Raw genomic sequence first — 13,889 nt, 5'->3', positions numbered from 1 at the left:
ATGCGCGGCGCGGTGTTTCCGTGGCGTGACGGCAACCGGTTCGAGTTGTTGATCGACGGCCCGCAATTTTTTCCACGCATGCTCGAGCAGATTGCCGCCGCCCGCGAGCAAATCGAACTGGAGCTGTACCTGGTCGAGGCCGGCGCCTGCGCCGAAACCATCGTCCAGGCACTAGTGCTGGCGGCCGAACGCGGCGTGCGCGTGCGCTGCCTGTTTGATGATTACGGCAGCCTGGCGTTTACCCTCACGCTGCGTCGGCGCCTGACCGGCGCCGGGGTCGAACTGCGCTTCTACAATCGCCTGAACTGGCGGCGCTGGGTCGGCAACTTTTATCGCGATCACCGCAAGCTGCTGCTGGTCGATCAGCGTCTGGCGGTGGTCGGCGGCACGGGTGTCACCGACGAGTTCTGGACGCCGGGCGAGGACACCAGCGAGTGGCACGAAGTGATGGTGGAAATCGCTGGCCCGTTGGTACTCGACTGGCAGTTGCTCTTTGATCGCCAATGGATCGCCAACCGCTATCGTCGCGCCTGGCGCCCGGCTGCGCATTTCGGCCTGCCGCGTTTGCCGCGCGTGCCGGACAAGGGCGAAGGCATGGGCCGTGTGGCTTATGCCGATGCGCGCCAGCACCGCGATATTCTGCAATCGCTATTCCGTGCATTGAACAGCGGCCAGCAGCGCATCTGGATGGCCACGCCGTACTTTCTGCCGACCTGGAAAATCCGTCGCTCATTGCGCAAGGCAGCCGCGCGCGGGGTCGATGTGCGCCTGCTGCTGACCGGGCCACGCACCGATCACCCGTCCGTGCGTTACGCCGGCCATCGTTATTACCCGCGCCTGCTCAAGGCGGGCGTGCAGATCTTCGAATACCAGCCGTGCTTTCTGCACCTGAAAATGGTCCTGGTGGACGATTGGGTGAGCATTGGTTCGTGCAACTTCGATCACTGGAATCTGCGCTTCAATCTGGAGGCGAATCTTGAGGCGCTGGACCCGTCTCTGACGGCAGCGGTGCAGGCGAGTTTCGAGAAGGATTTTGGCTTGAGCCAGTTGGTGAGTCTGGAAGAGTGGCAGCGCCGGCCGTTGTGGCGGCGGGTGAAACAGAGGATCTGGGGCTGGGTGGATCGGGTGGTGGTCAATATCCTCGACCGCCGCGGATAAAGACCGATTTTGAATACACCCTGAATCCAATGTGGGAGCGAGCCTGCTCGCGAAGGCGGTGTGTCAGTCAGCAATTGTTTATCTGAATGACCGCTTTCGCGAGCAGGCTCGCTCCCACAGGTGTTTTGCGGTGTGTTCGCAGTTACAGCAACTCGAAGCTCTGCTGCGTCACGTCCTGGGAGTCCAGGCCGATCTGCACGTTGAACTTGCCAGGCTCGGCCGCGTACTTGAGCTGGGCGTTGTAGAACTTCAGGTCATCCTCGGTGATGGTGAAGTGCACGACTTTCTGTTCGCCAGCCTTGAGCATGATTTTCTGGAAATTTTTCAGTTCTTTCACCGGGCGGATCATCGAACCGGTGACGTCCTGAATGTACAGCTGCACCACGGTTTCGCCGTCACGCTTGCCAGTGTTTTTCAGCGTGACGCTGGCGTCGAGCTTGCCGGTGGTGTTCAGCGTGGTCGATGACAGCGCCATGTCGCTCAGGGCGAATTGGGTGTAGCTCAGGCCATAACCGAACGGGAACAGCGGGCCGGTAGTGTCATCGAAATACTGCGAGGTGTAGTTGCCCGGTTTGCCCGGCGTGAACGGCCGGCCAATGCTCAGGTGGTTGTAGTAAGTCGGTATCTGGCCCACGGAACGCGGGAAGGTCACCGGCAGTTTGCCCGACGGGTTGTAGTCGCCGAACAGCACGTCGGCAATGGCGTTGCCGCCCTCGGTGCCGCTGAACCAGGTTTCCAGAATCGCGTCAGCCGACTGGTTCTCTTCGAGAATCGTCAGCGGGCGGCCGTTCATCAGCACCAGCACCAGTGGTTTGCCGGTGGCTTTCAGGGCACGGATCAGCTCGCGCTGGTTTTCCGGGATGTTCAGGTCGGTACGGCTGGAGGATTCGTGGGACATGCCACGGGACTCGCCCACTGCCGCGACGATCACGTCAGCGTCCTTGGCGGCTTTCACCGCTTCGTCGATCAGCACGTTGGCCGGGCGCGGATCATCAACCACTTCCGGCGCATCGAAGTTGAGGAAGTTCAGGTAATCGAGGACTTTCTTGTCGCTGGTGATGTTGGCGCCACGGGCGTAGATCAGGTTCGCCTTGTCGCCGATCACCGAACTCATGCCATCGAACAGGGTGACCGACTGCGCCGGTTTACCCGCTGCGGCCCAACTGCCCATCATGTCGATCGGTGCCTTGGCCAACGGGCCGACCAGCGCGACTTTCGCGTCTTTCTTCAGTGGCAGGGTTTCGTTCTGGTTCTTCAGCAGGACCAGGCTGCGACGCGCCACTTCACGGGCCTCGGCGCGGTGCAGACGGCTCTCGGCGTAAGTGTCGGCCGGATCATCTTCAGCCTTGCCGATGCGCAGGTACGGGTCTTTGAACAGGCCCATGTCGTACTTGGCCGCGAGGACTTCGCGCACAGCGTTGTCGACGTCTTTCTGTTCGATCTCGCCGGATTTGAGCAGCCCCGGCAGCTCTTTGCCGTACAGGGTGTCGTTCATGCTCATGTCGATGCCGGCCTTGATCGCCAGCTTCGCCGCTTCACGACCGTCGCGGGCGACGCCGTGCTTGATCAGCTCGAAGATCGCCCCGTGGTCGCTGACCGCCAGGCCCTTGAAGCCCCAGTCCTTGCGCAACAGGTCGTTCATCAGCCAGGTGTTGGCGGTGGCCGGAATCCCGTTAATGGAGTTCAACGCGACCATCACACCGCCGGCACCCGCATCAATCGCGGCGCGGTACGGTGGCAGGTAATCCTGGTACATCTTCACCGGGCTCATGTCGACGGTGTTGTAGTCGCGTCCGCCCTCGACCGCGCCATACAAGGCGAAGTGTTTGACGCTGGCCATGATGCTGTCGGCGGCGCTCGGGGTCTCGCCCTGATAGGCCTTGACCATGACTTTGGCGATGCGCGAGGTCAGGTAGGTGTCTTCACCGAAACCTTCGGAGCTGCGGCCCCAGCGCGGGTCGCGGGAGATGTCGACCATCGGCGCGAAGGTGATGTCGAGGCTGTCGGCGGCGGCTTCTTTGGCAGCAATGCGCCCGGACTGGCCGATGGCGTCCATGTCCCAGCTTGAAGCCAGGGCCAGTGGAATCGGGAAAATCGTACGGTGACCGTGGATCACGTCGTACGCAAAAAACATCGGAATCTTCAGGCGGCTGCGCATCGCCGCATCCTGCATCGGACGGTTTTCCGGGCGGGTGATCGAGTTGAACGTGCCGCCGATATTGCCGGCGGCGATCTCCTTGCGGATCAGCTCGCGGGGCATTTCCGGGCCGATGCTGATCAGGCGCAACTGGCCGATTTTCTCGTCGAGGGTCATTTGCTTCATCAGGTTGCTGATGAAGGCGTCCTTGTTTTCCAGGGGTACCGGGGTCGTGGCGGCCAATACTTGATGACTGGCCAGGCTGACGAACAGACCCAGCAAACACAGCTTCTTCATGAATATTTTTCTCAAGGGCCCAAGCGGCAAATGCAATGCCGGCCAGCCAAAAGTTAGGGAGCGACTATTGTTGTTCGGGTGCAGGCTCGAAAGAACAGAGCCAAAAACGACAGCCGACACTCGGCAGCGTGAACGCGCAGGGCACTTTTTAGCCCATTGGCCCGTCGCAATCCAGTGGCGCGGCCGATTATGCCCCAAGAGCCGACCGAGAATGTTTCGCGCCCGGTTTTTATAATGAAATGTGCCAAGGAGCATCACTGCGATGAATGTCAGTCCAACCTATCGCTCGCGCTTGCAGGTCGCCACGCTGCTGCTGATGGCCACGCTGCTGACGGCGTGCGGCATCAACAACATCCCGACCCTCGACGAGCAGGCCAAAGCGGCGTGGGGGCAGGTGCAGAACCAGTACCAGCGCCGGGCCGATCTGATCCCCAATCTGGTGGAAACGGTGAAAGGCTACGCCAAACATGAAGAGGAAACCTTGACCGCGGTGATTGAAGCACGGGCCAAGGCGACTTCGATCCAGGTCGATGCCAGCACCCTCGACAATCCGGAAAAACTCAAGCAGTTCCAGCAGGCGCAGGATCAACTGACCGGCGCGCTCAGCCGTCTGATGGTGGTGTCCGAGCGCTACCCGGACCTCAAGGCCAATCAGAACTTCCTCGCGCTGCAATCGCAACTCGAAGGCACGGAAAACCGCATCGCTGTGGCGCGCCGTGATTTCATCCTGGCGGTGCAGAAATACAACACCGAGATTCGCACCTTCCCCGGTCGCCTCTGGCACAGCGTGATGTACAGCGACCTGCCGATCCGTGAAACCTTCGAAGCCACCACGCCCGGTGCAGAAAAGGCCCCGGAAGTGAAATTCTGATACGGGGTTGCCCATGCGTGTATTGAAAATGGGCCTGGTGTTGATGCTGTGGCTGTTCGCCGTCAGCGCCCGGGCCGAGTTGACGTTCCCGGCGCTGAGCGGGCGCGTGGTGGACGAAGCGCAAATGCTCGAGCCATCGGTGCGCGTGCAGTTGAGCCAGCAGTTGCAGGCTCACGAGCAAGCGACCGGCGAGCAGTTGGTGGTGGTCACGCTGCCGGATCTGCAAGGCACGACCATTGAGGATTTCGGCGTTCAACTGGGGCGTCACTGGGGCATTGGCCAGAAGGACAAGAACAACGGCGCATTGCTGATCGTCGCCCGTGACGAGCGCAAACTGCGTATCGAGGTCGGTTACGGTCTTGAGGATCGGCTGACCGATGCGCAGACTTCAGTGATCATCCATCAAGTCATCACGCCCGCCTTCAAGAGCGGCAATTTCAGCAAGGGCATCAGCGATGGCGTCGCGGCGATGCTGGTGGTGCTCGGTGGCAATCCGCTGGATGAACCGTCGACGGTGTACGAATCCAGCGGTGATCCCGAAAGCGATTTCATCTCGCGTCATCCGGCGCTGTTCGTGTTTTTGGTGATGTTGTTCATCCTGACGGTGTTTGTCTGCCAGATGCTCGGTATCCTTCCCGCCGGCCGTGGCGGCTCCGGTGGCGGGGGCGGTTTCGGCGGTGGTGGCGGATTTGGCGGCGGCGGTGGAGGCGGGGGCTTCAGCGGCGGCGGGGGCAGTTTCGGCGGCGGTGGTTCGTCCGGCGGCTGGTGAGCACATAACAATAATGATCAGGCACTTTTCGACATGGCATTACTGACTGAACACGAACAACGCAAAGTTGCCGAGGCCATCGCCCGGGTTGAGCGTGACACCGACGCCGAACTGGTGACGGTGCTCGCGGCGCGTGCTGACGACTACGCGTACATTCCGCTGCTATGGGCCAGTTTGCTGGCGTTGGTGGTGCCGGGCTTCGTGCATTACTTGACCGGGTGGCTGACCTTGCGCAGCTTGCTATTGGTGCAGTGGGGGTTGTTCATTGTGCTGTGCCTGCTGTTTCGTCTGCCGAAAATCACCACGCATCTGGTGCCGCGCCGTGTCCGGCACTGGCGCGCCTCGAACCTGGCGCGGCGACAGTTTCTCGAACAGAACCTGCATCACACGGTGGGCAGCACAGGAATGCTGATTTTTGTCTGCGAGGCGGAAAGGTACGTGGAGATTCTGGTGGACGAGGGCATTTCCAAACGGCTGGACAACAAAAGCTGGGATGCGATTGTTGCGGCGTTTACCGAGCAAGTCAGGCAAGGGCGTACGCTGGAAGGGTTTGTTACTTGCATCGAGGCGTGCGGCGAGTTGCTGAAAGTGCATGTGCCGGTGACGCAGGTGAGGAATGAATTGCCGAATCGGTTGATCGTGCTGGCCTGATCTTCCCAGGCACAGCAGTTCCCTGTGGCGAGGGGATTTATCCCCGTTGGGCTGCGCAGCAGCCCCATGCGGTGTATCAGTGAAACCCAGTATTCAGGTTTAGCGACTGCTGCGCAGCCGAACGGGGATAAATCCCCTCGCCACAGGATTTACGCCGTTCGGCAAATAAGAGCGTGTCCCCAACCCCCATCCCCCCTAAAATACCGGCCATTCCCGATTCGCCCCGCCCGAGGCCGCTTTTCCATGTCCGTCATCGCCCCATCCGCCAAATCGGCGCCCGATTACCACGCCCAGTTCATCGAGTTGCTGCAAACCAGCCTCGAACAGAACGGCTTCATCAAACTGGTGCTGGCCAAGTACGTCGGTGAAGAGGCGGACCTGCAGCGGGTCATCATCAAACCGGTGACGGTCAAGGCGCAGGCGAATCTGTCGTTCGTCTATCGCTACAAGACCCGCGACATCACCAAGAATCTGCCGCTGAGCGAAGGCGTGGCGACGATTGCCGCGCTGCTGCCGGCCTCGTTCAAGAATGCGCACTTGCTGGCGCTGACGGACGAAGCGCAGCTGGAATACAGCAAAAAGGGCAAACCTTCGCTGTTCAAGAGCAAACCTCAGCAATTGCGCGAAGCACCCTCCGCCGAGCACAACCGCGAGAAAAACCGCTTTCTCGAGTTGAGCCGCCCGTTCCTCAAGGATCTGGGCGTGACCAATGCGCAACACGAACTGATCCCGGCCATGTCGCGCAAGTGGAAGCAGATCAACAAGTTCATTGAAGTGTTCAGCCATGCCCTGACCTCGTCACCGCTGGCGCTGGATAAACCGGTGCGGGTGGCGGATTTCGGTTCGGGCAAGGGCTACCTGACGTTCGCGATTCACGATTACCTGCGCAACACCTTGAAGGCCGAGGGCGAAGTCACTGGCGTTGAGCTGCGCGAAGAAATGGTCAACCTGTGCAACGCCGCAGCGGCGAAGCTCGATCATCCGGGCCTGGTGTTCAAGTGCGGCGATGTACGCAGTGTGGCGCCGAGCGAGCTGGACGTAATGATCGCCCTGCATGCCTGCGACATCGCCACTGACTACGCGATCCACACCGGCATCCGTTCGGGCGCGTCGATCATCATGTGCTCGCCGTGCTGCCACAAGCAGATCCGCCTGCAGATCCAGAGCCCGGCGCTGCTCAAGCCGATGCTGCAATATGGGTTGCATCTTGGTCAGCAGGCAGAAATGGTCACCGACAGTTTGCGTGCATTGTTTCTCGAAGCCTGTGGTTACGAGACCAAAGTGTTCGAGTTCATCTCGCTGGAACACACCAACAAGAACAAGATGATCCTCGCGGTGAAACGTGCCGAACCGGTAGACCCGGCTCAGCTGTTGGTGAAGATTGAGGAATTGAAGGCGTTCTACAACATCAGCGAACACTGCCTGGAAACCCTGCTGCGTGCTGACGGCTACCTGGCCTGACTCAGACACTGTGGGAGCGACGGTGCGACGACTCGACCTGCTCGCGAAAGCGGACTGACAGTCAACGATGATTCTGTCTGTTACGGCCCCTTCGCGAGCAGGCTCGCTCCCACATGGGGTTTGATGGTGGTCTTGCGACCGAGCATGACGGTCGCGATCACGCCGCAGGCAAACACCCAGGTGATCGGCTCGACATGTTCGCCGAAGAACAACGCCGAAAAGGCGATGGTGAAGAAGATCTGCAGCAACTGGATCTGACTGACCCGAGCAATGCCACCCATGGCCAGCCCGGCGTACCAGGCGAAGAATCCCAGAAACTGTGAGAACAGCGCCACATAGCCAAACGCCCACCAGGTTTTCGCTGACACCGCCCCTTGATGCTGCAACGCCAGGTAAAAAACCGGGCCGATCAACAGCGGCGTCGACAGTACCAGCGCCCAGCAGATCACCTGCCAGCCGCCCATTTCCTTGGCCAAACGGCCACCTTCGGCGTAGCCCAATCCACCCACGGCAATTGCGCCAAGCATCAGCAAATCCCCGGCCTGAATGCTGCCGGCACCGGTATACAACGCATAACCGAGCACCAACGCGCTGCCCAGTGCGGCGCAGGCCCAAAAGGCTTTTGACGGACGTTCGTGAGACAGCCACGCGGCATACAGCGCCACGCACAGGGGTTGCAAGCCGTTGACCAGCGCTCCGTGGGACGCCGGCAACGTCTGCATGGCCCACGCCGACAATACCGGGAAACCGAGAATCACCCCGGCGATCACCAGGCTCAGGCCTTTGACCTGCTTCCAGGTCGGCCACTTCTCGCGGCGCCACAACAACATCAACGCCGCCGGAATCGCCGCGAACAACGCGCGGCCGAGGCCGTTGAGCAGCGGATGCAGTTCCTGCACCACGATGCGGGTAAAGGGCAGGGTGAGGCTGAAGATCACAACCCCGAGCAGGCCGAGGGCCATGCCGGTGTTTTCGCGCGAGGACATGAGTGGGACCAGAATTGAAGGTGGCAGGGAATGACCTTCATCAAGCCATAAACCGCAGTGTTCGGGCTGTTACAGCTAGGCACAGACTTATCCGTACAGTTGGAGTAATCCCTTGTGGCGAGGGGATTCATCCCCGATCGGCTGCGCAGCAGTCGTAAATCCTGAATGTAGGGTTTCAATGACAGACCGCATGGGGCCGCTTCGCAGCCCAACGGGGATAAATCCCCTCACCACAGAGAGTGTGTAGTAGTCAGTTATTACCTCGCCCTGCGGATAAGGTCTACCTTGAATACTCCCAAGCATTCTCCAGAGGAGTCATCCCCATGGCCGCGAAAAAGATCCTGATGCTGGTCGGCGATTACGTCGAAGATTACGAAGTGATGGTGCCGTTCCAGTCCCTGCAAATGGTCGGGCACACCGTCCACGCGGTATGCCCGGACAAAGCGGCCGGCAAGACCGTGCGCACCGCGATCCATGACTTCGAAGGCGATCAGACCTACAGCGAAAAACCCGGACACCTGTTCGCCCTCAACTTCGATTTCGCCAAAGTCAGCGAGGCCGATTACGACGCTCTGCTGATCCCCGGCGGTCGTGCGCCGGAATACTTGCGCCTCAACGAAAAAGTCCTCGACCTTGTGCGCGCCTTCGACAAGGCTGGCAAACCGATTGCTGCGGTCTGCCACGGTGCGCAATTGCTGGCAGCGGCGGGCGTACTCGAAGGTCGCGAATGCAGCGCCTATCCGGCTTGCGCGCCTGAGGTGCGACTGGCGGGCGGTACGTACATCGACATTCCAGTGACGGATGGCCACGTTCAAGGCAATCTGGCCACAGCCCCGGCATGGCCGGCGCATCCGAACTGGCTGGCCGGTTTCCTTGGCTTGCTCGGCACCCGAATCACCCTGTAAAGAGGAATCGCCGATGTGCGAACTCTACGTCAAGGCTGACCCGATTCTCTACGAGTCACGCTCGCGCTCGCTGCGCATCTGCGGCGTGGTGACGACGTTGCGTCTGGAAAATCAGTTCTGGGACATCCTCAGCGAGATCGCCGAGGTTGACGGCATGACCACCAACCAGTTGATCGCCAAGCTGTATGAAGAGGTGATGGACTATCGCGGGGAAGTGGTGAATTTTGCCTCGTTCCTGCGGGTGAGTTGTACGCGGTATCTGAGTCAGCGGCGGGTAAGTGCGCCGGAGTTATCAGTAGTGCGGGCTGCGGTGAAATAGTCGAGACTGCGTGGCCTCATTCGCGAGCAGGCTCGCTCCCACAGTTGACCGTATTCCACTTGGAGAAATCGGTCGAAAGTGGGAGCGAGCCTGCTCGCGAAAGGGCCGGATCAGGCAACACATATCCTGATCAGAAAAACCGCGTCACACTCACCTTGGCATTGCGCCCCTGGCTATACGCCAGGTCGCCACTCAATTCCGGGCGGTAGCTTTCGTTGAACAGGTTGTCGATGGTCAGGTTGACCTCGGTGCCCTTGAGGTACGGCTGCTGCGGTTTCCAGTTGGCGAACAGGCCCTGCACGTTGTAGCGGTCGTTGGCATATTGGTCGTAGTACACGTCACCCAAGGTGTTCTTGCCTCCGCTGTAGCGATCGCTCGGCAGACGATCGGTCTGGCGCACGAACTCACCTTGCCAGCCCACTTGCGCATCCCAACTCGGAATCTTCACGCCCATGACCGCCACCCACTTGGCCGGCTGAATGTCGCGTGCCCAGACGTCCGGGCCCCATGGATTGGTGTAAGCACCTTCGTGCTTGCCGGTCATCCACGAGTAGGACAGCGAGCCAAACAGGTAGGTCGAGTCGTAGAAACTTTCGACTTCGAAGCCCTTGATGGTCAGGCTGCCGATGTTGCGGTAGTTGCTCATCGGGCCAGAGCCTTTGCAATCCGAGTCGATCGTACCGCCCTTGATCGCCTGATTCTGGCAGCCGACCCCGGTGGCCCTGAAGATCTCGTCGTCGATCTTGTTGCGATACAGCGTGGTGCGAATCTGCACGTTGTCGTTGTCGGTGAACACGTTGGAGAAGTGGCTGATGTTACCGGCGCGCCAGCCCGTGATGCGTTCCGGGTCGAGGTCGACGCTGGTTGCCGTGCGGTTGCCGAGGCCCTGGACTTCGTACTGCTCGTCGATCACCGGAGCGCGCCAGGTTTTGCTGTAGTCGACAAAGAACGCCGTGTCCGGTGTCACCTTCCAGAATGCCGACAAACGCGGCGACCAACCGGTGTAGGTGCGGTCGCTGTAATCGTGGCCGATGGCTGGATTCGGGCTGCTGTAATACGGCGCGTCGTTGGCTTCGCCACGGTTGCGTACGTGGTCGTAACGCACCGACGGCGTCAGGGTGAAATCGCCCAGGGTGATCGCGTCTTGCAGATAAAAACTGTTGGTGTCGACCTTGCCCGTGGGCATGAAATACGGTTGGAAGTGGCCAAAGTTGTACTTCGGCACATCGTAGGCGGCGCCCGGCATCCACATGTCCGTGTCGCGGCTGTGTTTGCGGATTTGCGCGCCAGTGGTCACGGCGTGAGCCAGGGCGCCGGTTTCGAACAGGCTGATGTTGCGCAACTCGACGACGCGATCCTTGTAAGCCGTGTCCATTTTGCGACCGCCCGAGGCCGGCTGGAAAAACGCGCTGGCGTCGCGCTCGTCGGTCTGGTCAGTGTCGGATTGCGAGTAGCTAAACTTCATGTCGATCAAGCGGTTGTCCAGCGGCTGGTATTGATAGAAACCGGACCAGGTGGTGTCGAGGGTTTCGCGGTTGGCCAGAAACCGTTTCAACGCGCCTTCGTAGCCGTATTTCTTGATGTTGAACGCGCTCGGCGGGCTCGGGTAAGAGGCGGAGGAAAAAGGTGTCCAGCGCTGACTTTCCGAGTGCGAGTACGACAGACCGGCGCTGTGCTCGTCGGTCAGGTGCAGATTGACCTTGACCAGTTGACCGTCGACATCCTGGGCGCTGTTGGGCAGGCGCTTGGGGTTGAGCGGATAGTTGTGGCCAGGGTCGGGCAGGTTGTCGGCGAGCTTCATGTCATCGCCATCGCGCTTGGTCAGGTACACCAGCGCGTCGGCACGACCGTCGTCGGTGCGCCCGAACACGGCACCCGTGTAAGTCTGTTGATGGTCGTTGCTGGCGTAGCCATATTTGACCATCGCGCCGGTATCGCGGCCTTCTTGCAGCAAGTCCGGGGCATCTTTGGTTTCCATGTGCACGGTGGCACCGAAGCCGCCGTTGCCGGTGAACAGCGAGTGCGGACCTTTTTCCACCTCGATGCTTTTGATCAGCTCCGGCTCGATAAAAATGGTCCCTTGCTGATAGCGCTCGAAGCCGCTTTTGGTCGCGCCGTCGAGTGTCATCGGTACGTCTTCGGCCTCGCCCAGGCCCCAGACGTTGATCTTCTGGCCGCCGGGTTTCATCGAGCCGCTCATGCTCACGCCGGGCAGTGTCTTCAACAGCTCGGGAATGTTGTTCGGCTGGTGGCGATCAATGTCGGCCTGGGTCAGCGTCGAGCGGCCGACGGTGCTGGAGTCGACTTCGGTGCCGGTGCCGATCACGCTGAGCGCATCGAGTTGAATGCTGTCGCTGCTGCTGGTGACCGACTCCACCGGACGCACCACGTACGTCTGGTTGACCTTGATCAGTCCGAACTGGCTGTTGTCGAGCAATTGGCGGATCGCCGCTTCCGCACTGAATTCGCCGTCGATGGCCGGAGCCTTGAGATTGCGCAATTGCGCCTCGTCGAACAGCAGCTGAATCTTCGCCTGCTGGGCGATCTGGCTCAGCGACGTCGCCATCGATTGCGCCGGCAAATGCAGGCTGATCGATTCGGCGTGGGCTTGCACGCTGAAGGCCAGGCAGGCGGCTAGCAGGGTCGGTCGAAGGCAGGTGAGCGGGTACGGCGAAAACACGCGAAACATGGAATCCCCCAAAGCGGCAAAAGGCCAAAAAGGCCTGCGTCAGCAACGCAGACCGGAGGAAGACGCGGCAGGCAAAAAAAACCTCACATGCGAATGCAAAATATTCTCATATGAGGTGTTGTCAGCGATTTTCGAGACGGATGCGGCCGTCGGCGAGGGCCACGGTTTTCACCGGAATCAGCGCGGGCAGGGCGTTGATCAGTGCGTCCGGATCCTCGACGTCGAGGTTGCCGGAGACTTTGATCTGTCCCAGTTTCGCATTGGCCAGCAGCACCGGTTTGGCGCGATACAGATTCAACTCATCAACCAGACTGGCCAGTTCGCGGTTGCGAAACGACAGATGGCCGGTGCGCCAATCGGCGACCTGGCTGACGGCCAACGTTTGCTGCTGCACGCTGCCGCTTTCCAGATCGACGGCGGCTTGTTGTCGCGCGCCGAGCAGCAGTGACGTACGAGCGTCCGGTGCGAAATCAACCTGGCCGTGGGCGACACTGACCACCAGTTGTTTGTCGGTGCGTCGGACATCAAAACCGGTGCCGACCACCCGCACGGTAGCGTCGCCGGTTTGCACCCACATTGGCCGTTCCTTGTCCGGGGCGACGTCGACATAGAACTGGCCGCGCTGCAAAAAAATCTGCCGTTGATGACTGTCGAAATCGACACGCAGTTGCGTGTTGGCGTTCACCGACAGCGTGCTGCCATCTGGCAATTCGACGGTGCGCGTGCCTTTGGATTGCGCGGCGATCTGCTGCTGGAAAATCTCGTAGGAAGTGCCCAACTGCGTGGCGAGCACGGCGCCGACCAAAGCCGCTGCAATGGCCAGTGCAGGTTGCCAGAGGCGTTTGGGTTTTTGCAGCTTGAGCGGCGTCGGCCGATTCAGTTGCTGCAATTCGCTCAGGTCTGCCCACAGCTCTTCGAATGCCCGATACGCCTTGGCATGTTCCGGCTCGCGCAGCCATTGTTCAAATGCCTGACGGACAGCGCGGCCCTGTTGCTGGCGATTGCGGGTAAACCACGCGGCGGCCTGACCGTCGATGCTGTCGTCCGCAAGGTCGCTGTCGAATTCGTAAGGGCGCTTCATTCTGGCTGCTCCGTGCCGTTGTCCTGGTCCAGGCGTTGCTTGCAATGCATCAGCGCGAAGGCGATGTGTTTCTCCACCATGCTCAGCGAAATCCCCATGCGCTCGGCAATCTGCGCCTGACTCAAGCCTTCAAAGCGGTGCAGCATAAGGGCCTCGCGCCGACGTGGCGAGAGTTCTGCCAATACTTCCTTGAGATGCTCCAGCCGTTGCTGGCGCTGCGCCGCTGCCATCGGATCGTGTTGCTCATCGGTGGCCGGTTCGACATCGCTGTCGTGATTGGGCTGGACGATGTGCCGTACTTTCTGCCGTCGCCAGTGATCACGCAGCAGATTGCGCGCCATCTGGAACAGGAAGGCGCGCGGCTGCTCGACCTTGGCCCGGTCGCGATAGTCGAGCCATTGGGTGAACACGTCCTGGGTCATGTCCGCCGCGTCGCTGGGATTTTCCGTGCGTTTGCGCAGGTAATGCAGGATGTCCCCGTAAAACCGGCGAAATGAATCAGCCGACAGAGGATCGGGCGTGAGGCGGGGCATGGACTTCCTTCTCGACGAAGCGGGGGCGCAGA

The 13,889-nt window shown here is 60.4% G+C and carries 12 protein-coding genes; 7 read left to right on the top strand and 5 right to left on the bottom strand.

Annotated elements, in window-relative coordinates; all coding sequences use genetic code 11:
• Positions 1–1,158, top strand: a complete 1,158-nt coding sequence (locus tag ACIOWE_RS07040) for a phosphatidylserine/phosphatidylglycerophosphate/cardiolipin synthase family protein (protein WP_401389075.1) — start codon at positions 1–3, stop codon at positions 1,156–1,158.
• A 142-nt stretch (positions 1,159–1,300) separates the two neighbouring features.
• Here ACIOWE_RS07040 and bglX read toward each other — a convergent pair whose 3' ends face one another.
• Positions 1,301–3,592 carry a beta-glucosidase BglX gene (gene bglX / locus ACIOWE_RS07035; RefSeq protein WP_401389072.1) on the bottom strand — a complete coding sequence of 764 codons (2,292 nt, stop codon included), beginning with the start codon at positions 3,590–3,592 and terminating at the stop codon, positions 1,301–1,303.
• Positions 3,593–3,854: 262 nt separating this feature from the next.
• Here bglX and ACIOWE_RS07030 point away from each other — a divergent pair, with 262 nt between their 5' ends.
• The 4 genes from ACIOWE_RS07030 (at position 3,855) to ACIOWE_RS07015 (ending at position 7,344) form a co-directional block, all read left to right on the top strand.
• Entirely contained in the window at positions 3,855–4,463 is a 609-nt protein-coding gene (locus tag ACIOWE_RS07030) for a LemA family protein (RefSeq protein ID WP_201238760.1), read from the top strand.
• A gap of 13 nt (positions 4,464–4,476) precedes the next feature.
• Complete coding sequence (locus tag ACIOWE_RS07025) at positions 4,477–5,232, top strand: TPM domain-containing protein (protein WP_401389069.1); 756 nt, start codon at positions 4,477–4,479, stop codon at positions 5,230–5,232.
• Positions 5,233–5,265: 33 nt separating this feature from the next.
• Positions 5,266–5,883, top strand: a complete 618-nt coding sequence (locus ACIOWE_RS07020; RefSeq protein ID WP_401389067.1) for a TPM domain-containing protein — start codon at positions 5,266–5,268, stop codon at positions 5,881–5,883.
• A gap of 243 nt (positions 5,884–6,126) precedes the next feature.
• Complete coding sequence (locus ACIOWE_RS07015) at positions 6,127–7,344, top strand: class I SAM-dependent methyltransferase (RefSeq protein ID WP_401389064.1); 1,218 nt, start codon at positions 6,127–6,129, stop codon at positions 7,342–7,344.
• Between the two features lie 80 nt (positions 7,345–7,424).
• Here ACIOWE_RS07015 and ACIOWE_RS07010 read toward each other — a convergent pair whose 3' ends face one another.
• A complete protein-coding gene (locus ACIOWE_RS07010; RefSeq protein ID WP_401389061.1) occupies positions 7,425–8,330 on the bottom strand; it encodes a DMT family transporter in 906 nt (301 codons plus the stop codon).
• Between the two features lie 323 nt (positions 8,331–8,653).
• Between ACIOWE_RS07010 and ACIOWE_RS07005 the strand changes: the two genes are divergently transcribed.
• Both ACIOWE_RS07005 and ACIOWE_RS07000 read left to right on the top strand, forming a co-directional pair.
• Positions 8,654–9,235, top strand: a complete 582-nt coding sequence (locus tag ACIOWE_RS07005) for a DJ-1/PfpI family protein (protein ID WP_401389058.1) — start codon at positions 8,654–8,656, stop codon at positions 9,233–9,235.
• A 13-nt stretch (positions 9,236–9,248) separates the two neighbouring features.
• Positions 9,249–9,554 carry a ribbon-helix-helix domain-containing protein gene (locus tag ACIOWE_RS07000; protein WP_103305539.1) on the top strand — a complete coding sequence of 102 codons (306 nt, stop codon included), beginning with the start codon at positions 9,249–9,251 and terminating at the stop codon, positions 9,552–9,554.
• Between the two features lie 130 nt (positions 9,555–9,684).
• Here ACIOWE_RS07000 and ACIOWE_RS06995 read toward each other — a convergent pair whose 3' ends face one another.
• The 3 genes from ACIOWE_RS06995 to ACIOWE_RS06985 form a co-directional block, all read right to left on the bottom strand.
• Positions 9,685–12,243: a TonB-dependent hemoglobin/transferrin/lactoferrin family receptor gene (locus tag ACIOWE_RS06995; protein WP_401389055.1), complete on the bottom strand. Its 2,559-nt coding sequence runs from the start codon at positions 12,241–12,243 to the stop codon at positions 9,685–9,687.
• Positions 12,244–12,364: 121 nt separating this feature from the next.
• Positions 12,365–13,324, bottom strand: a complete 960-nt coding sequence (locus ACIOWE_RS06990; RefSeq protein ID WP_401389052.1) for a FecR family protein — start codon at positions 13,322–13,324, stop codon at positions 12,365–12,367.
• Entirely contained in the window at positions 13,321–13,857 is a 537-nt protein-coding gene (locus tag ACIOWE_RS06985) for an RNA polymerase sigma factor (RefSeq protein WP_401389049.1), read from the bottom strand. Before ACIOWE_RS06985 ends, ACIOWE_RS06990 begins: the two co-directional genes overlap by 4 nt.
• Positions 13,858–13,889 lie beyond the last annotated feature (32 nt).

The sequence above is a fragment of the Pseudomonas sp. NPDC087598 genome (genome assembly GCF_044743525.1).
Classification (GTDB): Bacteria; Pseudomonadota; Gammaproteobacteria; order Pseudomonadales; family Pseudomonadaceae; genus Aquipseudomonas.
The sequence above is the reverse complement of the archived record's forward strand: the minus strand, read 5'-3'. Positions and strand labels throughout refer to the sequence as shown.

Bases quoted from the DNA above. Each gene is read 5' to 3' on its own strand.
- ACIOWE_RS06995 (WP_401389055.1), bottom strand. From the start codon at position 12,243: ATGTTTCGCGTGTTTTCGCCGTACCCGCTCACCTGCCTTCGACCGACC.
- bglX (WP_401389072.1), bottom strand. From the start codon at position 3,592: ATGAAGAAGCTGTGTTTGCTGGGTCTGTTCGTCAGCCTGGCCAGTCAT.
- ACIOWE_RS07030 (WP_201238760.1), top strand. From the start codon at position 3,855: ATGAATGTCAGTCCAACCTATCGCTCGCGCTTGCAGGTCGCCACGCTG.
- ACIOWE_RS07020 (WP_401389067.1), top strand. From the start codon at position 5,266: ATGGCATTACTGACTGAACACGAACAACGCAAAGTTGCCGAGGCCATC.
- ACIOWE_RS07000 (WP_103305539.1), top strand. From the start codon at position 9,249: ATGTGCGAACTCTACGTCAAGGCTGACCCGATTCTCTACGAGTCACGC.
- ACIOWE_RS07005 (WP_401389058.1), top strand. From the start codon at position 8,654: ATGGCCGCGAAAAAGATCCTGATGCTGGTCGGCGATTACGTCGAAGAT.
- ACIOWE_RS07015 (WP_401389064.1), top strand. From the start codon at position 6,127: ATGTCCGTCATCGCCCCATCCGCCAAATCGGCGCCCGATTACCACGCC.
- ACIOWE_RS06990 (WP_401389052.1), bottom strand. From the start codon at position 13,324: ATGAAGCGCCCTTACGAATTCGACAGCGACCTTGCGGACGACAGCATC.
- ACIOWE_RS07025 (WP_401389069.1), top strand. From the start codon at position 4,477: ATGCGTGTATTGAAAATGGGCCTGGTGTTGATGCTGTGGCTGTTCGCC.
- ACIOWE_RS07040 (WP_401389075.1), top strand. From the start codon at position 1: ATGCGCGGCGCGGTGTTTCCGTGGCGTGACGGCAACCGGTTCGAGTTG.
- ACIOWE_RS07010 (WP_401389061.1), bottom strand. From the start codon at position 8,330: ATGTCCTCGCGCGAAAACACCGGCATGGCCCTCGGCCTGCTCGGGGTT.
- ACIOWE_RS06985 (WP_401389049.1), bottom strand. From the start codon at position 13,857: ATGCCCCGCCTCACGCCCGATCCTCTGTCGGCTGATTCATTTCGCCGG.